General features: G+C 68.6%; 25 protein-coding genes. 12 read left to right on the top strand and 13 right to left on the bottom strand.

Annotated features, from left to right (window positions below):
* Positions 1 to 7 precede the first annotated feature (7 nt).
* Entirely contained in the window at positions 8 to 964 is a 957-nt protein-coding gene (locus tag LBW94_RS04335) for an acyl-CoA desaturase (RefSeq protein WP_225061699.1), read from the bottom strand.
* Positions 965 to 1114: 150 nt separating this feature from the next.
* On the opposite strand from LBW94_RS04335, the gene LBW94_RS04340 reads away from it, so the two are divergent.
* On the top strand, positions 1115 to 1372 hold the full coding sequence (locus tag LBW94_RS04340; RefSeq protein WP_225061700.1) for a hypothetical protein: 258 nt from the start codon (positions 1115 to 1117) through the stop codon (positions 1370 to 1372).
* On the opposite strand, the gene LBW94_RS04345 is transcribed toward LBW94_RS04340, so the two are convergent.
* Entirely contained in the window at positions 1357 to 1941 is a 585-nt protein-coding gene (locus tag LBW94_RS04345; protein ID WP_225061701.1) for a dihydrofolate reductase family protein, read from the bottom strand. The two genes, LBW94_RS04340 and LBW94_RS04345, sit on opposite strands and share 16 nt — an antisense overlap.
* A 179-nt stretch (positions 1942 to 2120) precedes the next feature.
* Positions 2121 to 2909, bottom strand: a complete 789-nt coding sequence (locus tag LBW94_RS04350) for a methyltransferase domain-containing protein (RefSeq protein ID WP_225061702.1) — start codon at positions 2907 to 2909, stop codon at positions 2121 to 2123.
* 154 nt (positions 2910 to 3063) lie between these two features.
* Between LBW94_RS04350 and LBW94_RS04355 the strand changes: the two genes are divergently transcribed.
* The 3 genes from LBW94_RS04355 (at position 3064) to LBW94_RS04365 (ending at position 7193) form a co-directional block, all read left to right on the top strand.
* Positions 3064 to 4275, top strand: coding sequence for a cytochrome P450 (locus LBW94_RS04355; protein ID WP_225061703.1), 1212 nt, complete (start codon positions 3064 to 3066; stop codon positions 4273 to 4275).
* Positions 4276 to 4343: 68 nt separating this feature from the next.
* Positions 4344 to 6032, top strand: a complete 1689-nt coding sequence (locus LBW94_RS04360; protein ID WP_225061704.1) for a cytochrome P450 — start codon at positions 4344 to 4346, stop codon at positions 6030 to 6032.
* 147 nt (positions 6033 to 6179) lie between these two features.
* Positions 6180 to 7193 carry an Rpn family recombination-promoting nuclease/putative transposase gene (locus tag LBW94_RS04365; protein ID WP_225061705.1) on the top strand — a complete coding sequence of 338 codons (1014 nt, stop codon included), beginning with the start codon at positions 6180 to 6182 and terminating at the stop codon, positions 7191 to 7193.
* 134 nt (positions 7194 to 7327) lie between these two features.
* On the opposite strand, the gene LBW94_RS04370 is transcribed toward LBW94_RS04365, so the two are convergent.
* Entirely contained in the window at positions 7328 to 7474 is a 147-nt protein-coding gene (locus LBW94_RS04370) for a hypothetical protein (RefSeq protein ID WP_225061706.1), read from the bottom strand.
* Positions 7475 to 7567: 93 nt separating this feature from the next.
* On the opposite strand from LBW94_RS04370, the gene LBW94_RS04375 reads away from it, so the two are divergent.
* Complete coding sequence (locus LBW94_RS04375; RefSeq protein ID WP_225061707.1) at positions 7568 to 7813, top strand: hypothetical protein; 246 nt, start codon at positions 7568 to 7570, stop codon at positions 7811 to 7813.
* Positions 7814 to 7958: 145 nt separating this feature from the next.
* Here LBW94_RS04375 and LBW94_RS04380 read toward each other — a convergent pair whose 3' ends face one another.
* From LBW94_RS04380 to LBW94_RS04405, 6 genes are all read right to left on the bottom strand, one after another.
* Positions 7959 to 8801 (bottom strand): acyl-ACP desaturase, encoded by an 843-nt coding sequence (locus LBW94_RS04380; protein ID WP_225061708.1) that lies wholly within the window; start codon positions 8799 to 8801, stop codon positions 7959 to 7961.
* Between the two features lie 21 nt (positions 8802 to 8822).
* Complete coding sequence (locus tag LBW94_RS04385) at positions 8823 to 9647, bottom strand: SAM-dependent methyltransferase (RefSeq protein ID WP_225061709.1); 825 nt, start codon at positions 9645 to 9647, stop codon at positions 8823 to 8825.
* 77 nt (positions 9648 to 9724) lie between these two features.
* Complete coding sequence (locus LBW94_RS04390) at positions 9725 to 9982, bottom strand: acyl carrier protein (protein ID WP_225061710.1); 258 nt, start codon at positions 9980 to 9982, stop codon at positions 9725 to 9727.
* Complete coding sequence (locus tag LBW94_RS04395) at positions 9979 to 10515, bottom strand: PaaI family thioesterase (protein ID WP_225061711.1); 537 nt, start codon at positions 10513 to 10515, stop codon at positions 9979 to 9981. The genes LBW94_RS04390 and LBW94_RS04395 overlap by 4 nt, the downstream gene beginning before the upstream one ends.
* Before the next feature lie 4 nt (positions 10516 to 10519).
* On the bottom strand, positions 10520 to 11308 hold the full coding sequence (locus tag LBW94_RS04400; RefSeq protein WP_225061712.1) for a ferritin-like domain-containing protein: 789 nt from the start codon (positions 11306 to 11308) through the stop codon (positions 10520 to 10522).
* Positions 11309 to 11342: 34 nt separating this feature from the next.
* Positions 11343 to 13010: an AMP-binding protein gene (locus tag LBW94_RS04405; RefSeq protein WP_225061713.1), complete on the bottom strand. Its 1668-nt coding sequence runs from the start codon at positions 13008 to 13010 to the stop codon at positions 11343 to 11345.
* Positions 13011 to 13269: 259 nt separating this feature from the next.
* Between LBW94_RS04405 and LBW94_RS04410 the strand changes: the two genes are divergently transcribed.
* Genes LBW94_RS04410 through LBW94_RS04420 form a run of 3 tightly spaced genes read left to right on the top strand, consistent with a single transcriptional unit; the run spans position 13270 to position 17053 of the window.
* Positions 13270 to 14508: a cytochrome P450 gene (locus LBW94_RS04410; protein ID WP_225061714.1), complete on the top strand. Its 1239-nt coding sequence runs from the start codon at positions 13270 to 13272 to the stop codon at positions 14506 to 14508.
* Positions 14505 to 15728: a cytochrome P450 gene (locus LBW94_RS04415; protein ID WP_225061715.1), complete on the top strand. Its 1224-nt coding sequence runs from the start codon at positions 14505 to 14507 to the stop codon at positions 15726 to 15728. The genes LBW94_RS04410 and LBW94_RS04415 overlap by 4 nt, the downstream gene beginning before the upstream one ends.
* On the top strand, positions 15725 to 17053 hold the full coding sequence (locus LBW94_RS04420; RefSeq protein WP_225061716.1) for an FAD-dependent oxidoreductase: 1329 nt from the start codon (positions 15725 to 15727) through the stop codon (positions 17051 to 17053). Before LBW94_RS04415 ends, LBW94_RS04420 begins: the two co-directional genes overlap by 4 nt.
* 191 nt (positions 17054 to 17244) lie before the next feature.
* On the opposite strand, the gene LBW94_RS04425 is transcribed toward LBW94_RS04420, so the two are convergent.
* Entirely contained in the window at positions 17245 to 18564 is a 1320-nt protein-coding gene (locus LBW94_RS04425; RefSeq protein ID WP_225061717.1) for an LLM class flavin-dependent oxidoreductase, read from the bottom strand.
* 96 nt (positions 18565 to 18660) lie between these two features.
* Entirely contained in the window at positions 18661 to 19083 is a 423-nt protein-coding gene (locus LBW94_RS04430) for an SRPBCC family protein (protein ID WP_225061718.1), read from the bottom strand.
* A 506-nt stretch (positions 19084 to 19589) separates the two neighbouring features.
* On the opposite strand from LBW94_RS04430, the gene LBW94_RS04435 reads away from it, so the two are divergent.
* Positions 19590 to 20780 carry an amidohydrolase family protein gene (locus LBW94_RS04435; protein ID WP_225061719.1) on the top strand — a complete coding sequence of 397 codons (1191 nt, stop codon included), beginning with the start codon at positions 19590 to 19592 and terminating at the stop codon, positions 20778 to 20780.
* Here LBW94_RS04435 and LBW94_RS04440 read toward each other — a convergent pair whose 3' ends face one another.
* Positions 20781 to 21428 (bottom strand): TetR/AcrR family transcriptional regulator, encoded by a 648-nt coding sequence (locus LBW94_RS04440; protein ID WP_225061720.1) that lies wholly within the window; start codon positions 21426 to 21428, stop codon positions 20781 to 20783. It abuts the gene before it with no gap.
* 155 nt (positions 21429 to 21583) lie between these two features.
* On the opposite strand from LBW94_RS04440, the gene LBW94_RS04445 reads away from it, so the two are divergent.
* From LBW94_RS04445 to LBW94_RS04455, 3 genes are read left to right on the top strand one after another with little or no spacing between them, the layout of a single operon-like run.
* A complete protein-coding gene (locus tag LBW94_RS04445) occupies positions 21584 to 21952 on the top strand; it encodes a hypothetical protein (RefSeq protein ID WP_225061721.1) in 369 nt (122 codons plus the stop codon).
* Positions 21945 to 22592: a TetR/AcrR family transcriptional regulator gene (locus LBW94_RS04450; RefSeq protein ID WP_225061722.1), complete on the top strand. Its 648-nt coding sequence runs from the start codon at positions 21945 to 21947 to the stop codon at positions 22590 to 22592. Before LBW94_RS04445 ends, LBW94_RS04450 begins: the two co-directional genes overlap by 8 nt.
* 17 nt (positions 22593 to 22609) lie before the next feature.
* Complete coding sequence (locus tag LBW94_RS04455) at positions 22610 to 23503, top strand: amidohydrolase family protein (RefSeq protein ID WP_225061723.1); 894 nt, start codon at positions 22610 to 22612, stop codon at positions 23501 to 23503.
* The last annotated feature ends 51 nt before the right edge of the window (positions 23504 to 23554 follow it).

Raw genomic sequence — 23554 nt, forward strand, 5'->3', positions numbered from 1 at the left:
TGTCCGTTCATGCTGCGCTGGGCGAGACGGCGGGCGTCCCGGAGGTTCGCTTCGATTCCCGGCGGGCCGGGGTGGGGACTTTCAGGTCGCGGGCGAGGCCGGTGACAGCGAGCGCCTTGATCAGCCAGTAGCCGGGATCGAGCCGGTACCAGTCCAATCCGAACGACGGTGATTCGGGAAAGGCGTGGTGATTGTTGTGCCACGACTCGCCGAGTGACACCAGTGCGAAGATCGCGCCGTTGCGGCTGTTCTCGCGGGAGTCGTAGGGCCGGGTGCCGAACATGTGCAGGAACGAGTTGATCGCCCAGACGATGTGCTCGAGCAGGAACATCCGCGCGAATCCGCCCCACAGCAGCCCGCTGACCGCGCCGGTCCAGCTCAGCGTCACCAGGCCGCCGATCAGCGCCGGGAGCAGCAGCCCCAGCGCCACCCACCAGTAGTAGAGCCGGGCGACCCGCACCAGGCCGCGGTCACGGATCAGATCGGGCGCGTAGTGCACGACGTTGGGGTAGTCGTGGCGGTGCATCCACAGGAAGTGCGAATGGGCCAGTCCGCGGATACGGCCGCGCCACCCGGTCCCGGACAGATTGGGAGAGTGCGGATCTCCGTCCTGATCGCTGCATTCGTGATGGCGCCGGTGCAGGGCCACCCAGGACACCACCGCGCCCTGTCCGGCCATCGACCCGAATACGGCCAGCACCGCGGCGACCGCCGGGGTCGTCTTGAATGTGCGATGGGTGAACAGCCGGTGATATCCGACGGTGATGCCCAGGCCTGTGAGCAGCCACATCCCGAAGATCAGGCCCAGTTCGGTGAATCCGAACGGGCGCACGGTCAGGAACGCGAAAGCGCCCGCGGTGCCGATGATCGGCAGGATGTCGAACAGCAGGAAATGCCGGCGCTGCAAGCGGTGGATATAGGGATTGCTGATCGTTTTCTTGCGGGGAGCGGCATCTTCGATCATATGACTCGAATACCTCACGAGAACCGAGCTGGGAACAAAAGATTAGAAATTCCGGGGCCGCTGCGAGAGCGGCGGCTTCGATCGTACGTCGGAAAGAACGGATTATCGCCTATCGCGCGAATGGAATGCGCTATCGCAGAATTCGGGTGGGTGCCGGACGTGCGCGAGCCCCTGGCGTTCCACGAGGCGCTGGTCACCTCGTGGGCGGGCCGGCGGGACGCGGAGCACCGGCGGATGGAATCGCTGTCGCGCGAGGAACCGCGCACGCGCCTGCGGCGGATGATCGACGGGCCGGCCGGCCCCGCCCTGTGGACCCTGGAACGGGCCATGGCCACGGGGTTCGGCTCGCCTTCGGGCTGGTGGATCGAGAGCGGGCACGTCGACAGGAGTTCCTATTTGCGCGTGTAGTGGGCGATGATCACGCCCTTGGTGGTGGTGACGCTGCTGGTGAGGTCGAACTCGGTCAATGGGGCGGGGCCCTGGAACAGCCGCGTGCCGGCGCCCAGCGTGAGCGGGTGGATCAGCAGCGTGTAGGTGTCGACGAGGCCGGCGGCGTGCAGGTCGCGGACCAGTGCGGCGCTGCCGATGATCGTCAGGTCCCTGCCCGGCTCGGCCTTGAGTTTCGCCACCGTCTCGGCGGCGTCGCCCGACAGCAGGATCGAGTTCTGCCAGGCGTCCGCGTTCTCCAGGGTCCTGGAGGCGACGTACTTGGTGGCCGCGTTCATGTGCGTGGTGAACGGGTTGCCGTCGGTGCGGGTGCTCCAGGCGGTGATGAAGTCGTTCCAGGTCCGGTGTCCGAACAGCATGTCGGTGGGGCCGGCCATGCCCTTGCCCATCTCGTGGCCCATGACCTGGTCGTTGTACTTGCCGCCCCAGCCGCCGTGGGTGAAGCCACCGCGGGTGTCCTCGTCGGGGCGGCCGAGGCCCTGGACGACTCCGTCGAGGGTGACGGACAACGTGGCGTTGACCTTGCGCATGATCAAGCTCCCTTGCTCCTGGGACCGCTCGTGCGCGGCCCGTCCACCCCCTACACGAAGAGCCACCGGTGAAATCGACACCTGCGCCGAATTTTCTCCCAGCAGTGTCACAGCGCCGATGCCGGGACTCCTCGACGCTTCGGGGCCACGCCGCATCGTGGATTCATCGCATCCGATGCTCAGTCGACGGGCAGCGGCCGGCGCGCACGCACGGCGAAGACCGCCGGGCCGGTGAGGATGCTGGTTCCGGCGCGGCTGAGTGCCCACCACCGGTCCACGTCGTCGCGTGACAGCAGACCGCGTGCCACGATCCGGTCGTGGAACTGTTCCACCAGCAATTGCCAAGCGAGCCAGGCGTTGTCGTGTTCCGATTGCAGGCCGCGGTACTGAGCCGACACCTCGGTGAGGCCGAGGCCGAGCACATCGCCGAGCAGGCGGCGGCCGTAGCGGGCGTCGAAACCGCCGTCGCCCATGATCTCGGTCAGCGCGGCGATCATCGCGGTGTACAGCGGTTCCTCCGGTTCGATCCGGTCCGCGTACGTCCAGTCCACCTCCTCCACCAGCAGCCATCCGCCCGGCGCGACGGCGGCCGCGAGCCGCCGCAGCGCCTCGCGGTGCGGGTGCAGGTGCGCCACCAGCAGCCGGGCGTGGACGAGGTCGAATTGCGCGGGCGGCAGGTCGTCGGTCATCACGTCGGCGCAGCGGACCTCGACCTGTGGGGGCAGGTCGTCCAGGAAGCGGATGTCGCGGTCGACCGCGAGCACGCGTCCCGCGGTGCCGACGATCGCGGCGAGGGCCGCCGCGATCGAGCCGGTGCCGGCCCCTGCCTCGAGGCAGCGATCCCCGGCGCCGAGGCCCGTGTCCTCGACGAGGCGCAGCGTGCCGGCGTCCCACAGCTGCGCCAGCGCCGACAGGCGGGCCCGCTCGCTGGGGAAGTTCTGGTTCAGGACATAGCCGGTCGAGTCCATGGATTCAGATGTCTATCAGGAGTTTTCCCGCGCGGGCAAGAGCCGGGGGCCGGTTCCAATGGCGGGATTGGCAGTGTCGATTCCGGTGGGCGGTCGGCGGTGTTCCTCGATAGGAATGGGGCGTGTGAGCCGGGTCGACGAGAGGACCGCGAGCATGTCGGCTGAAACGGAGGTCGTATTCGACGGCTTCCACCCCGCGTTCCGTGCCAACCCCTATCCGCGCTACGCGATCGTCCGCGAGGTCACGCCGCTGTACGCGTTGCGGCCCGATGTCCACCTGGCCACCCGGTACGCGGAGGTCTCGGCGGTGCTGACGGATCCGGACTGGGGACACGGCTACGACGACGGCATCAATCCGCTGCGGCCGGGGGTGGCTCCCGAGGAGGTGCCGGGCGGCATCGTGCGGATGGACCCGCCGCAGCACACCCGGGTGCGCGCGATCGTGAGTAGGGCTTTCACGCCCCGCCGGGTCGAGGAGATCACGGCGCGGGTGGAGCAGCGCGTCGACGAGTTGCTGGACGCGGCGATCCCGGCGGGCGAGGTGGACCTGGTCGAGACCTACGCGCGGCCCGCGCCGTTCGCGATCATCGCGGAGATGCTCGGCGTGCCGGTCGAGGACTACCGCGAGGTGATGGCGTGGTCGCTGGCGCTCGTGCACGGCACCGATCCGGACATCCTCCAGACGCCGGCCCAGCTGGCGCGCCGGGATGCGGCGCGGGTCGAGTTCGACGCCTACTTCGTCGAGCTGATCGCCATGCGGCACAAGGAACCTCGCGACGACATGTTCACCGATATGGCCGCGGCGCGCGATGCCGGAACCGCGACCGACAGCGAATTGGCCGGGCTCTGTACGGCATTGATGGTCGGCGGGTACGAGACGGCCGCCGATGTGATCGGCACCGGTATCGTTGCCCTGCTGCGCAATCCCGATCAGCTCGCGCTGTGGCGGGAACGGCCCGAGCTGGCCCGCTCGGGTGTCGAGGAACTGTTGCGCTACGAGCCGCCGGTCCAGTTCACCCATCGGGTCGCGCTGACCGAGCGGCAGTTGGCCGGGCGGACCTTCCCGCGCGGCTCCGGGGTCGTGGTCGCCATGGCCGGCGCCAACCGGGATCCGGCCGTGTACACCGATCCCGATCGGCTCGACATCACCCGCTTCGAGAGCGGTACGCCGCCGCCGCGCCCGCTGTCCTTCGGTGGCGGCGTGCACTTCTGCCTCGGTTCCACTCTGGGCAAGCTCGAGGTGCGGCTCGCGGTGGACACGCTGCTGCGCCGCGCGCCGGAGCTGGCGCTGGCCGGTGCACCGGTGTGGCGCGACACCGCCGCATTCCACGGGCTGGACGCACTGCCGGTCCGGCTGCGGGCCTGAGAAGTCCGGCGCGGCAACCGGATCCGTCGAACAGTCGATCAGAGCGGCACGAAGGGAACGAGGACACGATGACCGTGGACCAGGGCGAGACGACACTGCAACGCCGGCTGCGCGACCTGAAATCCTTGGTGGACTACGGAGTCGAGGCCGGGATCGGTGTCGGCCACTCGCTGGGTGTGCTGCTGGAGACCCTGGAGGAGGGTCGTACCGTGTGGACGCTCGAGCCTTCCCCCGCAGCCGCGAACGCGCTGTACACGGTGCACGGCGGGGTGATCGCCACGCTGCTGGACACCGCGATGGGCAGCGCCGTGTACACGGCGATCGAGGACGGATCCCTCTATACGACACTGGAATTGAAGGTCAACTTCATCCGCTCGGTGGGTCTCCAGGACGACGTGCTGACCTGTGAGGCGCGGGTGCTGCACGCGGGTCGGCGCACGGCCACCGCCGAGGGCCGGGTCACCGATTCGAAGGGCCGGCTCGTCGCACACGGCACGACGACCTGCCTGGTGTACGCACCCACCGCCCCGGCCGTGGAGGAGACGCCCGCACCGCCGAATCCGGGTGCGGCCCTGGACGCGTTCGATCCGCAGCACTGGCCCGATCCCTACCCGCGCTACGCCGCCGCGCGGGAATCCGCCCCGCTGGTGACGACCCCGCTCGGCGTGCACCTGGTGACCCGCTACGCGGACTGCGTCGCCATCCTCGAGGACAACACCTGGAGTCACGCCCACGAGGCCGACCTGTTCCACCCCGGCGTCGAGCACGTCGACCTGCCGACCTCGTTCCTGTGGATGGACCCGCCGGACCACACCCGCCTGCGCGGCCTGGTGAGCAAGGCGTTCACCGCGCGGACCATCAGCCGCCTGCGGCCCCGCATCGAACAACTGGTGACGGAACTGGTCGACGCGGTCGTCGCCGCCGGTGAGGTCGACGTGATCACCGCGCTGGCCTACCCCCTGCCGCTGACGATCATCGCCGAATTGCTCGGCGCGCCGGCCGCGGACCATCCGGACCTCCAGCGCTGGTCGCACGCCCTGGCCCGCGGCTTCGACCCCGACCGCCTGCTGTACGCGGAGGAGCGCGAGGCGCGCACCCGGGCCGCCAAGGAGTTCGTGGCCTACTTCCGTGACCTCATCGAGCGCCGCCGCGCCGAACCGGCCGGTGATCTGATCAGCGACCTGGCCCTGGTCGAGGAGCAGGGCGACGCCCTCACCCTGGACGAGGTGCTGGCGACCTGTGTCACGCTGCTGGTCGCCGGGCACGAGACCAGCGTCAACCTCGTCGGCAACGGCATCCTCGCCCTGATCCGCAACCCCGACCAGTACGAATTGCTCTGCGCGGACCCGGAACTCGCGGGCCCGGCGGTCGAGGAGATGCTGCGCTACGACTCGCCGGTCCACATGACCACCCGGCTGGCGCACGAGCGGACGGAGATCGCCGGGCGTACGTTCGCCGCCGGCGAGGGCGTCGCGCTGCTGTTCGGTTCGGCCAACCGCGATCCGGCGGCGTTCCCGGACCCGGACAAGTTCGACATCACCCGGTACGCGGGATCCGATCCGGTGAAGCGGCATCTGACGTTCAGCCTGGGCATCCATTACTGCCTGGGCGCACCGCTGGCCCGCCTGGAGATGGAGATCCTGTTGCGGGAACTGGTCCGGCGTGGACTGACGATGACCCTGACCACCGACGAGATACCATATCGCCGCAATATCGTTTTGCGCGGAATCGAAAAGCTCACTGTCCTTTTCGAATAAATCACGACCGATTCTCGTCCCGTGCCCCGGCATTCGCCGGCGCACGGGGCGCGTATTCCGAAAAGATGCGGTATCTGCGGCGTGTCGCAGCGAAATGCCGTCGACCACTTTTTGATTCGAGCCCAATCGGCCGTAGATTGCGGTCCCATGGCCGAAACGCCGCTCACACCATACGATTCCTTGTTCAAGAAGTTGCTGGGCCGGTCGGGCAACGCCGCCGCCGAGTTGCGTCCGGCGCTGTCGGCAGCGGCTGCGGCGCGGATAGATTGGCGCCACCTGAGACCGTATCCGGGCAGCTTCGTGCGCCCGGACCTGAGACAGCGACACACCGATCTGATGCTGGAGACCCGGCTGATCGGCGGGACCGAGGCGTTCCTCTACTGCCTGGTCGAACATCAGAGCAGTCCGGATCCACTGATGGCCTACCGGCTGGAGGAATACCGGCTGCGTTTCTGGAGCACCTGGCTGGACCGCAATCCGAATGCGAAGAAATTACCGATGGTGATCCCGCTGGTGATGCATTGCAGCCCCGACGGCCGCCGCTGGCACGCCCCGCTGGACCTGGCCGACCTGATCGATATCGACCAGGATACTCGTGCGGCTCTCGGGCAATTGGTGCCGCGGGCACGGTATCTGCTCGACGATGTGAACCGGTTGGACGCACCGGCCATGCTGGCATTGCGTCAGCCACCGGAGTTGCGGATCCTGAAGGTGCTGTTGCGGTTCGGGCCGGGCAACTCGTCCCTGATCGACCTGATCACCAAGGACTATGGCTCCGACCTGCAGGCTTCGTTCAACACCGCAGGTGGGGACGAGCTGTTCGAGTACATCATGCGCTATATTTTGACCGTGACCACCGGCCCGATCGGCGAGGGTGATCTGGAACCGTTGTACGACCTGCTCGGCCCGAAAGCGAGGGATATTACGATGACACTTGCCGAAATGTTCGAGGCCCGGGGTGAGGCGCGCGGGGAGGCTCGCGGGGAAGCCCGGGGCCGTGCTCAGGGGCGTGCGGAGTCGTTGCTCGATCTGCTGCGGGTGAAGTTCCGATCGGTACCCGCCGAGGTGGTCGATACCGTGCGGGCGGCCGATGTCGCGCAACTGCGTGCCTGGACCGAGCGTGTGCTCACCGCGGACACGCTCGAGAGTGTCTTCGGCTGACACCTTCGCCCCGGCGACGGCGTGGCACTGCTGTTCGGCGCGGCCCGGCGACGACTCGAATAGGAAGCGGCCGACTCGTGTTCTAGGTACCGGCATCCACCGGGTGTCGGCGGCCGCTCACACCATGCGATTCCTTATTCGAACAGCTGCTGGGCCGCGAAGGTGATGCCGTCGCAGAGTTGCGCCCGGTACTGCGGGAAGAGGCTGCGGCACAGATAGATCGGCGCCATCTGACACCGCATCCGGGCAGCTTCGTGCGCCCGGAACTGAGACAGCGACACACCGTTGATGCTGAAGACCCGGCTGGTCGACGGAACCGAGTCGTTCCTCTATCGCAGTACGACCTGCACGACTCGAAAGCGAGGGATATTACGATGACACTTGCCGAAATGTTCGAGGCCCGGGGTGAGGCCCGGGGTGAGGCGCGGGGTGAAGCTCGCGGGGAAGCCCGGGGCCGTGCTCAGGGGCGTGCGGAGTCGTTGCTCGATCTGCTGCGGGTGAAGTTCCGATCGGTACCCGCCGAGGTGGTCGATACCGTGCGGGCGGCCGATGTCGCGCAACTGCGTGCCTGGACCGAGCGTGTGCTCACCGCGGACACGCTCGAGGGTGTCTTCGGCTGAGACGTTCCAACTCGACCTCGGCGGATAGCCGGCAGGGGCGGTCGACCGGGTGTGGGCGGTGTGGGCACTGGTCGGAGGGGGTGGCGGTGTGCCCTGCCGATACGGAACTCCGCCCCGGCCGATGGGTGGGCCGGGGCGGAATCGGTCAGGATACGGCGCGGCAGTTGCCGATGAAGGTGAGGAGTTCGTCGACTCGGTCGGTGGGGGCGTCGACGGCTCGGTCGATGACCTTCAGCAGGTGGTCGTAGGCGGCGGTGTGGTCGTAAGCGGCGACGTCGGCGATCTTCAGGGCCCAGCGCCAGTAGCCGCGCATCGTATCGGCCAGGGGCATACGGAAATTCGCTACTACGTCGCGGATCGGGTCTACTGCGGTGTCGCCCTGGGTGCGCAGGTAGCGGGTCACGATGTCGGCCATGAAGGTGAAATGGCGTGCCTCGTCGCGTGACAGTCGGGTCAGGACGGCGGCCAGTACCGGGTCGCCTACCACGTCCCGCAGTTGCTGGTAGTACATCTGGGTGGCCTTCTCCTGGACCAGGGCATAGGCGAAGAACTGCACCGGATGGTCGTAGGGGAGGTCGAAGCGTTTGCGGCCCTCGATCGCCAGTTCTGCACGCAGAGTGGCGCGTTCGGCTATTCCGGCGGCCTCCTGGTATCGGGTCAGGGCTCGCGCGTGGGTGTCCTCTTCCAGCGCCCAGCGGACGGTGAAGTGGTAGAGCTCGCGGTTGTGGACGAACGTCGCCGGCGCGACGGTGTCGTCGACCGGGAAATATCGTTGGTAGACATCGAAATAGCCGGGTAGATGATCCTCGATGAGGGTGATGAACCGGACCGCGGAGCGCTGGCCCGCGGTGAGCAGCTCGGCGTCGGCGGCGGACCAGTCGAACGCGGTCTCCACGTCCCACGCGCGGGCCGCGGGGGAGGCCGCGAGGAAGTCGTCCACGGCCGTGGCGACCTGGTCGACCGGGAGCAGGATGTCGTCGAAAGTCACAGTGATACCGTCCTTTCGGCGTCAGCGGCCGTTGCGGCAGGTCAGCGCGTAATGCTTGGTGGTGTAGCCCCAGCCGGCGTTGGCGATCTCCAGGTAGCGCCGCAGGCGTGCGGTGGATCCGGCGCCGTGCGCCTCGATCCGGTCGGCGGCGGCGTCCACGTTGGCAATCCAGTCGTCGATGGTGCGGCGGTAGTGGTCGGTGAGATCGTCGACGGCGACGATCGAGAAGCCGGCGTCCTCGGCTGCGGCCACCAGTTCCGACAGCGGGCGCAGCTCACCGAAGCCGAAGATGTCGCCGCGGATGAAGCGGGTGCCGTCGCGGTCGTCGAAGGCGTTGCGCGCCTTCTCGTTGCGGAAGCAGCTCTCCGACACGTACAGCATCCCGCCGCGGCGCAGTGCGGCCTTGGCTCGGCGCAGCACCCCCGGTGCGTCCGGCATGTGCACGATCGAGCCGAGCATGGTGACGGCGTCGAAGTGCCGCTGCGGCAACTCGATCCGCTCGAAGTGGCCTACTCGGGTGTGCACGCGGTCGGTGAGTCCGCGGGCGGCGGCCTGGCTCGCGATGTACTCGTGCTGCCGTGGTGCGGGGCTGATGCCCAGTGTGTCGCAAGCGAATTCGGTGGCCATGAACAGCAGCAGCGAACCCCAGCCGCAGCCGGCGTCGAGCAGCCGTTCGCCGCCGCGCAGGGCCAGCCGGCCCGCGACGAAGGTCAGCTTCTGCCGCTGCGCCTGCTCCAGGGTGTCGGCGTCCGACAGGTACAGCCCGGAACTGTACTTCCGCAGCGGATCCAGGAATTCACCGAACAGATCGGGATCGAGGTCGTAGTGCTGATTGGTGTCGGCCACGCTCACGCTGTATGCATCGGGCGTGAGCGGGGCGCCTGCGTGGTGACGCTCCGCTGCCGCCTCCGGCGCCCGGCCGCTCACGCCCGCACCCCGCGGGCCCGCTCCACCACGGTGACCACGTCGGCGAGGGTGGACATGCCGAACACGTCCTCGTCCTCGAGTTCGATGTCGTAGGTGCGCTCGATACGCGCGATCATGCGCAGCACCCGCACCGAGTCCACGCCGGCCAGGCCGCGCAGGTCGACCTGCGGACCCAGTTCGGCGGTGGGGAGGCCGGTTTCGGCGGCGGCGATGTCGGTGACGGTGGCCAGGATGTCGTCGGTGAGCACGCTCATCGGTGAAGTCCGTTCTGGGAGAAGGTGTTCGGTGCGGACAGGGCTTCGGTGAGGCGGTCGACATCGGTGTCGCCGAGGGTCAGCAGGTGCCGGACCTCGCCCAGGGCGAACGGCCGGTATCCGGCGGTGGAGGTGGCGCACACGGCGCCGTCGGCGTCCCGGATCTCCGCGGCCGCGGCGATGATGCCCGTGCGCGACGGCTGCTCCGGATCGGGAAGCATTGCGACACAGACATAGTCGTGATCGATCAGCAGCGGGGTGAGGAACCTGGTGCGCTGGCTCACGGTGAAGGCGGGCACGCCGCGGGCCAGCACGATCAGGTTGCCCATCACCTCGTCACAGATCACGCCGATCAGTCCGCCGTGCACCACGCCCGGATACGATTCGAAGGCGCGGCCGAGCCGGAGGCGGGACTGGAGGCCGTCCGGATGCGGGGCGAAGGTCAGGTTCAGCCCGGCCGGATTGTGCGGTGAGCAACCGAAGCAGCGGTAGTCCGGGATCACCGACCACGGGACGTGCACGGATTCGTCCATCGGCTCAGGCGATCGCGTCGGCCAGCGCGCGGCGCACCTTGGCGTTGCTGGACAGATCCAGGCCGGTCATGCCCGCGAAGGTGCGGCGCACCTTGTCGTGCAGCACCTCCAGCTCACCCGCCGCGGCGATCTGCTCCAGGAACAGCTCGAACCCGGTGTCGATGGTCTCGTGGTCGCCGAGTTCGGCGATACCGCTCTTGAACGTGCTCACCGGATGTTTGATCCGGGCCTCGGAGCTGTAGACGTACAGCGTCTCCAGCACCGACGGCAGCTCCTCGGGGCGGCGGGCCAGCCGCGCGGTGGTGTAATGGATGAATTCCCGCGCGTGCCCGGACTCGTCGCGACTGGCGTTGAGCAGCAACGTCTTCAGCACCGGCTCGTGCACCCACTGCGACACCGCGCGGTACACGTGGTTGACGGTGAGTTCGGAGATGATGTTGGTGGCCAGGGTCGCCGACGGGGTGGTGCCCGGCGCGTAGGGGGCGCGCATGGCGCCGACGGCGGCGTCGTCCACACTCTCCCCGATCGCGGCCAGCCAGGAGCGGAACGCGTAGTGGTGCTGCACCTCCTGGTAGCCCCACACCACCGCGAAGGTGGAGAAGTCGTAGTCGTCGACGAATTCGTCGAGGAATCCGTGCACGGCGGCGATCACATTCGATTCGCCCATCGCCGCGCTCTTGGCGAGCGTGACGTACTCGGGCTTCACCAGGGTGGGGTCGACGGTGTCGAGGGTGAGATCGGCGACGTTCCAATGCAGCCGCTCGTAGTGGCGGAAGACGTCGAAGCTGTGCACGGGGACACTCCGGTTTCTGCTGCGGATGGTGCTGCTACGAAAGGGGTTGGGCGGCGCTGCCTTCGGTGATGAGTTCGCGGGCGGCCAGGCGTTGCAGCTTGCCGCTCGAGGTGCGCGGGATGGTGCGCGGCGGCACCGGGTACACCCGCACGTCCGCCAGTCCGAGTTCCCCGGCGATGCGGGCCCGGACGGCGTCGGCCAGCGCGTCGGCCGCGCTGCCGGTGCGGTCGGTCTCGACGATGACGGCCATGGCGTCGATTTCGGGATCGGCGACGGCGGTGCAGCGGCCGCGATAGATGCCGACGAGATCCGCGACGGCGGCCTCCACATCGAGGGCGTAGTGGTTCACGCCCCGGACGGTGATCATCTCCTTGTGCCGTCCGGTGATGAAAAGCTCACCGTCCCTGCGGTATCCGAGATCGCCGGTGCGCAACCAGCCGTCGGTGAACAGCCCCGCGGCGGTGTCCGGGTCGGCGGTGAGATAGCCGCCGGTGACGGCATCGCCGCGCAGCAGGATCTCGCCGACCTCGCCGTCGGCGAGGTCCTGCCCGGATCCGAGATCGACGATGCGCAAACGCATTCCGGCCACCGGCCGGCCGACACCGGCGACCGGCCGGGCCCCCGGCGATTCCGGCGGCACCGCCGCCGCGCGCCCGGACCGGCTCAGCGGCTCGCGATCCACCCATTCGAAGTGCGGTTCCCGGTGCAGCGGGGGGAAGGTCACCGCGAGGGTGGCCTCGGCCATGCCGTAGACGCCGAACATCGCCGACGGCGTGAATCCGGCCGGTCCGAAGCGCCGACAGAACTCGTGCACCACCGGCTGCGAGATCGGTTCCGCGCCGTTGAAGGCGATCCGCCAGTGCGACAGGTCGCAGTCGGCGGCCCGTTCCGGCGGCACCGCGTCCAGCAGCGCCTGGTAGCCGAAGTTGGGCATCGCGGTGATGCTGACCCGCGCCTCGGCGAATTCCCGCAGCCAGCGCGCCGGATCCTTGACGAACGCCGTCGGCGACCACAGGTGCGCCGGTATGCCGCGCAGGATCGCCGACAGCGTGCCGAACAGGCCCATGTCGTGGAACAGCGGCAGCCAGAACCCGCCCTGATCGGTGTGGTCGAGTGCGATGCCCGTCCGGATCGCGGCCAGGCCCGCCAGCGCGTTGCGATGGGTCAGCAGGACGCCTTTCGGGGCGGCGGTGCTGCCGGAGGTGAACTGCACGATCGCCGGATCGCCGGGGTCGACCGTGGGCAGCGTCACCGGCTCGCGATCTTCGAACAGCGTTGTGGTGTCGATGAATTCGACGTCCACCGCACCGGCGAGCGGGGCCACCGCCCCGGCCAGCCGCGGCGACACCAGCACCGACCGCATCCCCGCCGCGGCCGCGATCGCCGCCAGACGCTGTGGGTAGGAACGCAATTGCTGCGCACCGCTGGGCAGCGGCAGCGGCGCCGCCGCGGCCCCGGCGGCGGTCACCGCGAACAGGCCGATGAGGAATTCCGGCGCGTTCGGGCTCAGGATGCCGACCGGCTCGCCGCGGCGTACCCCGTGCCGGACCAGGGTCCCCGCCGCGTCGGCGGCCCGCGCGTACAGGTCGGCGTAGCTCAGCGATTGACGTGTCGACCAGAACGTGGCCGATACCTCCGGATGCCGCGCCGCGATTCCGGCGAGCCGGCCCGGTAGCGTCCCGTCCGATTCCGACGAATTCATGGTGCTCACGACAACAGCGCCGGATGACCGCGCCCTGAACGGATTGTTAATTGTGTCCGGCGATAATCGATGTCGATCGGCCAATTCCGGTGCGCGATAAAGGACACCGCGATGACGCGATAGAGATCTCCGATCGCGGCCCGCCGGCGCACCGGGTGTGCCGCACGATGGTCGTCGGCGGCACGGCTGCCGTGAAACGCGCCGGCGAATTGGAATTCGTCCGGTATTTCATCCCATGTTCTCGGCAGGAGTCGCCCCGGTGAGTTCCGACGGTGCCACGATGGAGACCGGCACGGTGCAGACGGCGGTGCTGGAGAGCGTCGCGCCCCACACCCGGCACAACCCCTACGACAGTTACCGGATCCTGCGCGCGGCCGGGCCGTTCGTCCCGGGTCCGCACGATGCCCGGCTGGTCCCCGGGTTCGCGGAGGCCCGCGCGATCCTCCAGGACGCGCGCTGGAGCCACGCGGAGGAACCCCAGCTGCTGCACGGCGACAGCGACGTGGAGCTGCCCGGCTCCTTCCTCTGGCAGGAGCCGCCGGAGCACACCCGGCTGCGCGGGCTGGTCGGGCAGGCCTTCACCGCGCGCACTGTCGCCGGGCTGCGCGAGCGCGCCGAGGAATTGGCGGCCGGGTTCGTGGACGGAATCCGCTCCCGCGACCGGGCCGATCTGATCGAGGAATTGGCCTATCCGCTGCCGCTCACCATGATCTGCGAATTGCTCGGCGTCCCGGCGGAATCCCACGACCGGGTCCGGGACATGTCGGCGGCGATATCGCGCGGCCTGGACCCCGATTTCCTGCTGGCGCCGGAGGAATTGGCGGCTCGCTCCCGCGCGGTCCGGGATTTCGAGGAATTCTTCGGCGAGCTGCTGGGGCAGCGCGCCCGCAGTCCCCGCGAGGACCTGATCACCGCACTGGTGCGCGCCGAGGCGGAGGGCGCTCGGCTGACCCCGGCCGAACTGCTCGGCACCCTGCTCATCCTGGTGGTGGCCGGGCACGAGACGACGGTGAACCTGATCGCCAACGGGGTGCTCGCGCTGATCCGGCACCCCGCCGAATTCGACCGGCTGCGCGCCGATCCCGCCACCCTCGGGGCGCCGGCGGTGGACGAGATCCTGCGCTACGACCCGCCGGTCCATCTGACCACCCGCACCGCACATGACGAAATCACGGTCGGCGGAACGACATTCGCCCCCGGTGACGCGGTGATCGTGCTGATGGGTTCGGCGAACCGGGATCCGGCGGCCTTCGACGATCCGGACCGGTTCGACATCACCCGCTATCTGCCCGGCCGCGGCGCCCAGCGGCACCTGTCGTTCGGGCTGGGCCTGCACTACTGCCTGGGTGCGCCGCTGGCCCGGCTCGAGATGCAGGCCGTGCTCGGCTGTCTCGGCGACCGTGTCGCGTCGCTGACCCTGTGCGAAGAACCCCCGTATCGCCCGAACGTGGTGGTGCGCGGCATGTCCCGGCTGCTGGTGGAGGTCAGATCCCGATGAGTATCGCAACCCCGTCCGAGGTCACCTTCGACGCGTTCGACCCCGGTATGCGCGCCGACCCGTATCCGGCCTATCGGCGGGTACGGGACGCGGCGGCGCTGCTGCCGTACCAGTTCGGGGACGTGCCGGTCACGCTGGTCACCCGCTACGAGGAATGCGCGGCGGTGCTGACCGGATCCGAGTGGGGCCACGGGTATTCCGCGGGGATCAGCCCGTTCCGCGATGCCACGGCGGCCATTCCGGGCTCGTTCGTGCGGATGGATCCGCCGCAGCACGGCCGCTACCGGAAGCTGGTGTCGAAGGCGTTCACGCCCAGGACGATCGGCGATCTGACCCCGCTGGCGGGCCGGGTCGTCGACGATCTGGTGTCCGCGGCGCTGCGCCGCGGCGGGCTGGACATCCTCGCGGATCTCGCGGTTCCGCTGGCCGTGGCGATGATCCCGGTGCGCCTGCTCGGCGCGGATCCGGGCCTGGGCGCGGACTTCCGGCAGTGGCAGCTGGCCATCGCCCGCGGCAGCGATCCGGACTGGCTGCTCGGCGCCGCGGAGGTCGCCGCACGTACGGCGGCGGCCGGTGCCTGCATGACCTATTTCGGGGAACTGGTGGCACGCAAGCGCGCCGAGCCCACCGCGGACCTGCTCAGCGAGCTGATCGCCGCCGGGGTGGACGGTGCGGGCCTGACCGCCCCCGAGATCATCGGCCTGTCGCTGTTGCTGCTGGTGGCGGGGATGGAGACCTCGATCAACCTGATCGGCAACGGCATGCTCGCGCTGCTGCGCAATCCGGATCAGTGGGACCTGTTGCGGCGCCGGCCCGAACTGATCGCCCCCGCGCTGGACGAGATGTTGCGCTACGACGCGCCGACCCAGTTCACCATCCGGGTGGCGCTGGCCGATACCGAGCTGGGCGGCAAGCAGTTCCGGCGTGGGGACGGCGTCGTGATCCTCACCGGATCCGCCGGTCGCGACGACCGCGTGTTCGCCGAGGCCGACACCTTCGACGTCACCCGCTACGCCGGAAACCAGCCCGCGCGTAAGCATCTGGGCTTCAGCCTCGGCATCCACTTCTGCGTCGGGGCCCCGCTGGCGCGGCTCGAGGCCGAGACCGCGATCCAGGCGCTGCTCGAGCGCGCGCCCCGGCTGGAGCTCGCCACCGAGACCGTCGAGTACCAGCCCAGCCTCATCCACCGCGGCATCGTGTCGCTGCCGGTGAGCCTGTGACGGGCGACCGCCATGCGGTCGTGCTCGGCGCCGGCGTCGCCGGGTTACTGATGGCACGCGTACTGTCGGAGCGCTTTTCGCGGGTGACCGTGCTGGATCGGGACACCGTGCACGGTGTGGGCCCGCGCCGCGGGGTGCCGCAGGCCCGCCATATCCACGGTCTGCTCGATCGCGGCCGGACCAGTATCGAGCAGCTGCTCCCCGGCTTCACCGCCGATATGGCCACCCGTGGCGCCACGATCTCTGAGGTGCTGGTCGAAACCCGGTGGTACGCCGGTGGTCTGCGGGTCGCGCCGACCGCCACCGGCGTCACCTCGGTGCTGGCCACTCGGCCGGTGCTGGAATCGGTCCTGCGCCAACGCGTCCTGGCCCGCCCAGGAATCCGGTTGCGGGAGTGCGCCGCCGCCCGCGGCCTGCTCGGCGACGCCCGCCGGGTGACGGGGGTGCGAGTCGGCGTCGGCGGCGAAACCGTCACCGTCCCGGCCGATCTGGTGGTCGACGCGACCGGCCGCGCCTCCCGCGCTCCGGAATGGCTGCTCGACCTCGGGGCCCGGCCGCCCCACGAGGAACGCCGCGAGGTCGATCTCGGCTACACCTCCCGGCTCTACCGGCACCGGCCCGGCCAACTGGGCGGGCACAACGCGGTCGTGGTGGCCACCGGGGCCGACGGCCGTGGTGGCGGCGCGATCCGGGTGGAGGGCGACCGCTGGCAGCTGACCCTGACCGGCATGCTGGGCGACCATCCGCCCACGGATTCGCGCGGTTTCGCGGAATTCGCCGCGAGCCTGCCGACGCCGGACCTGTCGGACATCATCGCCGCCGGTGAGCCGCTGGAGGATGCGGTCCCGCACCGGTTCCGCAGTTCGGTGCGGCGGCGCTTCGACCGGCTGACCGCACCGGCCGGATTCCTGGTCGCCGGTGACGCGCTGTGCAGTTTCAATCCGTTGTACGCACAGGGCATGACCGTCGCCGCCCAGCAGGCGCTGGCCCTGCGCGACTGCCTGCCCGCCGACGACATCGACCTGCCGTCCCGGTTCTACGCGGCGGCCACCGAATGCGTCACGGCCGCTTGGCAACTGGCTTCGACCGCCGACCTCGCGCACGCCGGGGTGCCCGGCTCGCGCACGCTCCGCACCCGATTGACCAACGCCTATACCGCTCGGGCACACCGAGCGGCGCACATCGACCCGCAGGTGGCCCGCACCTTCCTCCGTGTGGTCAACCTCGTCGATCCGCCCGCGGCCCTGCTGCGTCCGCGCCTGGCCCATCGAATCATGCGCTGCGGCGGCACTTCCCACACTCGCGAGGCCCGCTCCCGTAAGTGACCGTGCTGCAAGCGATCGCGCCTGCCGCCGACCGCGCTGCCAGTGATCACGTCCGCAAGCCGATCGCGGCCGGTGATCATGGCTGCCGGACCTGTGACCGCCGGGGCCGAAGTAGGTGGGACCGAGTTCGGCCCGGCGTACCGCGCTCGACACGCGGGTACGCCGGGCCGGCCGGAATCGTGACCGGTAGGTCACTTGTCCTGTGCCGCAGCGGCTTTCAACTTGGCGATCTGCTCGGCGTTCTCCTGCGCGTCGGCGGCCAGCGCCTCCATCGCGTCGGTCATCTCGGTGGCGGTGAAGGCGCCGCCGCGGCCGGTCGGCAGACCACCGAAGGAGTAGTTCTCGTCGAAGGGCGGCGCGTCCATCGGGCGCCGCCGCTGCTCGACCTTCTCGAGGATCGGCTCCATCCGAGCGGCCTTGGCGGCCACCGCCTTCGCGTCGCGTTCGATGAATTCCGGCAGCACATGCTTGCCCATGAGCTCGATGGATTCCATCGTGGTCTCGTGGCTGCGCGGGGTGAGCAGCAGGATCAGCTCGTCCACGCCGGTCTGCTCGTAGGTGCGCAGGAACTCCCGCACGGTCTCCGGCGAGCCGATCGCGCCGCGGCCGAGCCCGCCACCGAGCCCCGCGTCGCCGCCGACGACGCTCTTGTAGATGTCCCACACCCCGGTCCGGCCGGGGGTGTGCTGTCCGGTGGCGTAGTAGTGCATGATCCCGAACCCGAAGAAGCCACCGCCGATGCCCAGCCGCTCGAGCGCCTGGTCGTCGGTCGGGGCGACCATCATCGACAGGTCACCGCCGACGGCCAGGATGTTGGGGTTGAGCATCGGGAAGGTCGGCACACACCGCTCCTCGAACTCGGTGTAGTAACCCGCGACCCGCTTGGCCAGCGGTGCGGGCCCGGAGTAGGCCATGCTCATCGCGCCGATTCCCTTGTGCGCGGCCAGTTCCACCGTGGCCGGGCGCGTGCAGGCCACCCACAGGGGCGGATGCGCCTTCTGCAACGGCTTCGGGACGACGTTGCGGGCGGGCATCCGGATGTGCTTGCCGTCGAAGCCGGTGAAGGGTTCTTCGACCATGCAGCGCACCGCGACGTCGAGGGCTTCTTCCCACTGTTCGCGCTTGTCGGCCGGGTCGATCTCGAAGCCGCCGAGTTCGCCGACCGAGGAGCTCTCGCCGGAACCGAATTCCACCCGGCCGCGCGAGATCAGATCCAGGGTCGAGACCCGCTCGGCCACCCGGGCGGGGTGGTTGATCGCGGGCGGGAGGTGCATGACCCCGAACCCCAGGCGGATGTCGCGGGTGCGCTGGCTGGCGGCCGCCAGGAAGATCTCCGGCGCCGAGCCGTGCGAGTACTCCTCGAGAAAGTGGTGCTCGGTGAGCCAGACCGTCGAGAAGCCGGCCTTGTCGGCCGCCTCCACCTCGTCCAGACCGTCCTGGAACAGCAGCAGTTCGTCGTCCGTCGTCCAGGGACGCGGCAGCGGGAACTCGTAGAACAGCGAAATCTTCAATTCGTCACTTCCAGGATCCGTGTCTGTTCGGGAATCTCGCGCCCGGCCGGGCAGCCTGCCCGCACCCGCCGCGACGGTCGGGACGCGCGGGCGGGGCTAGTTCGCGACGGCCTTGCGCGCGGCCACGAGGAAGGGGTTGATCATGCTGCGCAGCAGCGCGACCGTGAGCCGGTCCGGCGCCGGAATCTTGAGGTCGGCCCGCATGGTGTAGCTGACCAGGGTGCCGTCGGGCGCGTCGGCGAAGGTGATGGTGCCGAGGTGGTTCTTCACCACGCCGCCCCGCACGACCTTGTACTCCATGCGCTCGCCGGGCACCAGCTGCGTGGTCTCCTCGATGATGGTGACGCCGGCCCGGCCGACCGCGTACACCGCACCCACCCCGTTGGGTTCGCCGCTGCCGGGCTCGCGCAGGGTGAATGTGATGGGCAGGTGGGCGTTGAGGCTGTCACGCACGGCGAACAGCTGATACACGACGTCACGAGGCGCGGGGACGACGGTATCGATCGTGGTACTTGCCATGACGGATCTCCTTACTCGAGCGCACAGCGAGCATACTAGGAGCACGCCCGCGCCGCCCGGCTCCGGCGAAAGCACGTATGCCGCCGAAATGTCCTCCGGGGTAACCGATCTCGCGTATACGCAGCAGCGCCGAACAGGTCGGGCGCTGTGCGCGGCCGCGGCGGCCACCCGCCGATCAAAGCGCCGCCGCCAATGATCAGGTCGCGCAACCGGCTCTCCAGCTGGAGCATGCCGTCGACGATCCGCCCGTAGTCGCCGGTCCGGGTACCAGCCGTCCGCGTCGAGTGCGTCGGCCGTGGCCGCGTGTTTCGCCAGTGGCCGAGAAATGCGCTGGGACATCGGATGCAGATCGCACCGACCTGGGCCGGCCGCTGTCCACCAGGGCCACCTGCTTGAAAAAATAGAAACCCTATTCTACTTTTAGGGCAGCTGATGCACGCTGCGACGGCACCCGACACCGGGCCTGCGGTGACATCGACCCGACTCACGAGACAGGACGACCGAGCATGGCCGAACTGCCGTTCCGCTACTTCGATTGCGACAACCACTATTACGAGGCGCTGGACGCGTTCACCCGCTACCTCGAACCCGAGTACCGCAAGCGAGGGATCCAGTGGGCAGAGATCGACGGCAAGACCCGCCTGCTGGTCGCGGGCAAGGTCAACAAGTTCATTCCGAACCCGACCTTCGATCCGGTCGCGGCCCCCGGTGTGATGGACGAGTACTTCCGTGGCCGCAATCCCAAGAGCGCCGATCCGCGGCAGCTGTTCGGGCAACTGGAGCCGATCCGGCCGGAGTACCGCGACCGGGACGCGCGGCTGGCGCTGATGGATCGGCAGGGTATGGACGGTGCGATCTTCCTGCCGACCCTCGGCGTCGGGATGGAACAGTATCTGACCCACGACATTCCGGCCCTGACGGCGACCTTCCGCGCCTTCAACCGCTGGCTGGACGAGGACTGGGGATTCGCCTACCGGGAGCGGATCTTCGCCGCCCCGTACATCACCCTCTCCGACCCCGCCGGCGCGGTGCGCGAACTGGAGTGGGTACTCGAGCGGGATGCCCGGTTCGTGGTGATGGTCGGCGGTCCGGTGCATACCGCGGTCGGCGACCGGGCGCCGGGTGATCCGATGTTCGACGGGTTCTGGCAGCTGGCCGACGATTCGGGGATCACCGTGATCTATCACGGTGGTGAGACCGCCTATACCCGCATCCAGAGTTACTGGGGTGAGAACGATTTCACGGAAGCGTTCCGCGCCAACGCCTTCCGTGGTCTGTCGTCGCCGGACCCGATCCACGACACCATCGCCAGCCACCTGGCGCTGGGGCTGTTCCACCGCTTCCCGAACCTGCGGATCGCGAGCATCGAACTGGGCTCGGCGTGGGTGTTCCACCTGTTCGAGAAGCTGACGAAGTCCTACGGGCAGGTCCCGCACCTGTATCCGGAGGATCCGCGGGAGACGTTCCGCAAGCACCTGTTCGTCTCGCCGTATTACGAGGACGAACTGGCCGGCCTGCTGAAACTGGTCGGCGTGGACCGGATCCTGATGGGTTCGGACTATCCGCATGTCGAGGGGCTGGCCGATCCGTCGACCTACATCAAGGATCTGGAGAATTTCGACTACACGGCCGAACAGTGCCGCGCCGTGATGCGGGACAACGGACTGGCGCTGACGGTCCGGCGGCCGGTGCGGTGATCAGTCGCCTTTCGCCGCCGCCCGGCCGCGCTCGACGCGTGCCCGCGCTTCCGCCGCGGCCAGTTCGGGTGCGATCAGGTCGACGAACTTGTCACCGATGAAGGACTTGGCATTGATCGGCCTGTCCAGATAGGCGGCACGCAGCAGGACGGCATGCGTTATCGCGAAAATCATGTCGGCGAGTTCCGCGGCTCGCTTCGGTCCCAGGATTTCCAGATCACTGACCATCCACCGGGATTGCGCGGTCTGATGTTCGGTCAGTAGCTGTTTCACCAGCGGATCGGTGCTGGCCTGGAGGGTCAGTTGCATCGTGAAGAAGTGCGGATACTTCTGGAATGCGGCCACGATCAGATGGATCTTCGCGCGCAATCGGCGTTCCGCGGTCGCGCGCCGGGCCGGCGACGGCGCCTGTGAGGGGGCGGACCAGCTGCCGAGCGTGACCGCGTACAGATGTTCCTTCGAGGTGAAATACCGATACAACGTACCGAGTGCGACATTGGCGGCCTTGGCGATGTCGCGGATCTGGATCTGGTCGTAGGGCTGCTGGTAGAGCAATTCGGTCGCGGCGTCGATGATCCGCTGTCGGCGGGCCTGCTGCCACTCGGGAATCTCGTCGACGGAAACGGGTTCCTCCGTGGTGCGCGCCACCGTCTCTCCTCCTGGCCGAAGTGGAAATCCAATTTTAGACCACCCCACTATAGCTACCGACTGGCTATCTCTTGCATCTGAAATCTAGTTCTATTAATCTCGGTGGCAGTCGCCGGGCATGTCTCGTTCGGACCGAAGGATTGGAGTCGGCGGCAGTGTCCCTCGCTCTCACCGAAGTACAGCAGGACCTCCAGCCTGCCGATCAGCAGGCGCCGGCGGTCGGCGCCGCGGCCGTGGTGGCGCTGGGCCGGGACGCGGACGCGGCGCTGGAAGCGATCACCCTGTTCGGCGGTATCGGGTTCACCTGGGAGCACGACGTTCATCTGTATTGGCGCCGGGCGCTGAGCATTCAGGCCCGGACCGGGTCGACGGAGGCGTGGCCGGCCGAGGTCGGCGCGGCCGCGCTCGACGGCCGCCGGGACGCGTCGATCGATATCGCGGTCGATGATCCGGAGTTCCGGGCCAGGGTCGCCGAAATCGTGGACCTGCGGTCGGCGGGGGTGCGGGTGCGGCCGCATGGGTGAGCAGGTCCGGGACGAGGTGAGTGCGGCGCCGCAGCGGCTGCCGCAATGGCAGTCGGCGCGCCGGGAGCGCATCGTCGCCGCGGCGCTGGCCGCACTGGACGAACTGGATTACGAGCAGATCCAGATCCGTGATGTGGCGCAGGCGGCGGGGGTCGCGCTGGGCACTCTGTACCGGTACTTCTCCTCGAAGGAACATCTGTACAGCGCGGTGCTGCTGTCCTGGGCGGAACCCGCGGGGCGGTCGCTCGACGACGGATCGGCGGAATTCGATGCGGTGGAACGGATCCGGGTCCGGATCCGGCGGGTGGTCCGCGCCTTCGAGCGACAGCCGCGGTTGTACAAGATGCAGGTGTCGCTGCACAGCGCCGTGGACCCGCAGGCGAAGGAACTGCTCACCGAATTCGCCCGGTACAGCCGGAGCTGGCTCATCGCGGATTTCGCGGCACTGGGACCGGCCCGCGCCGCGGATACCGCGGCGATGTTGTGGGCCGTCATCGCGGCGATGCTGACCGACGCGATCATTCATCGGGGGCGGACCATGGCCGATGTGTACCGGGTGGCCGACAGTTTCATCGACCTGGTGGAACCGCACCTGCGGGAGCTGCTCCGGGCCGATCAGGTGCTCCGGGATCAACAGTGACAGTGAAGGAGACAGCCATGGCCATGCCGACCGGTGTGCCGATCGTGGACACCATGATCGGCTTCCCGCACGAGGGATCCGCGCAGTACGACTTCATTCGCAAGCAGACCCGGGATCAGGGTTCGGCAAAGATGGAATTCCCGGCCGAATACATGTTCAAGAATGTGCCGAAGCAATTGCCCACCGACGACCCGGTGTCGGTCACACTGCACGAGATGGACCGGTTCGGCATCGAGGTGGGCATGATCGGCGTCGCCGACCAGACCTCGCAGCTGGCGTTGAAACGTCATCCGGATCGCTTCGTCGCCAGCAGCAGCATCGACGATCCCAACGACGTGACCGGCAGCGTGCGCCGGTTGCGCCGGGAATACGAGGAATTCGGCGTCCGGGCCGCGGGTGTGTTTCCCGCCGGGACGTTCCCACAGGTCGCCATCGACGATCCGAAGATGTACCCGGTCTACCAGACCTGTGTGGACCTCGGCATCCCGATCTTCTGCACCGCCGGAATTCCGGGGCCCCGCCTGAAATACGCGGTGCAGGAGGTCTCCCGCATCGACGTGGTGATGTACGACTTCCCCGAACTGGTCTTCGTCACCCGGCACGGCTGCGAGCCGTGGGAGGACCTCGCGGTGAAGCTCATGCTGAAATGGCCGAACCTCTACTACTCGACCTCGGCCTTCGCCCCGAAGTACTATCCGAAATCCATCGTCGACTACGCCAATTCGCGCGGCGCCGACAAGATCCTCTACGGCGGCTACTTCCCGATGGGCCTGTCGCTGGAACGAATTTTCCGGGACATGCCCCACGTCGCCTTCAAGGACGAGGTCTGGCCGAAATTCCTCGGCGGCACCGCCCGCCGGCTGCTGAAGCTGGATCAGCCCACGGGCAGCCACCCCGCATCGGCCAGCTGATCCGCGAGGGCGTCCGCTCGGCGGACGCCCGCACGGCAGGCCGGCCACAGT

Origin of the sequence: Nocardia sp. alder85J (assembly GCF_020176955.2) — a bacterium.
Taxonomy (GTDB): domain Bacteria; phylum Actinomycetota; class Actinomycetes; order Mycobacteriales; family Mycobacteriaceae; genus Nocardia.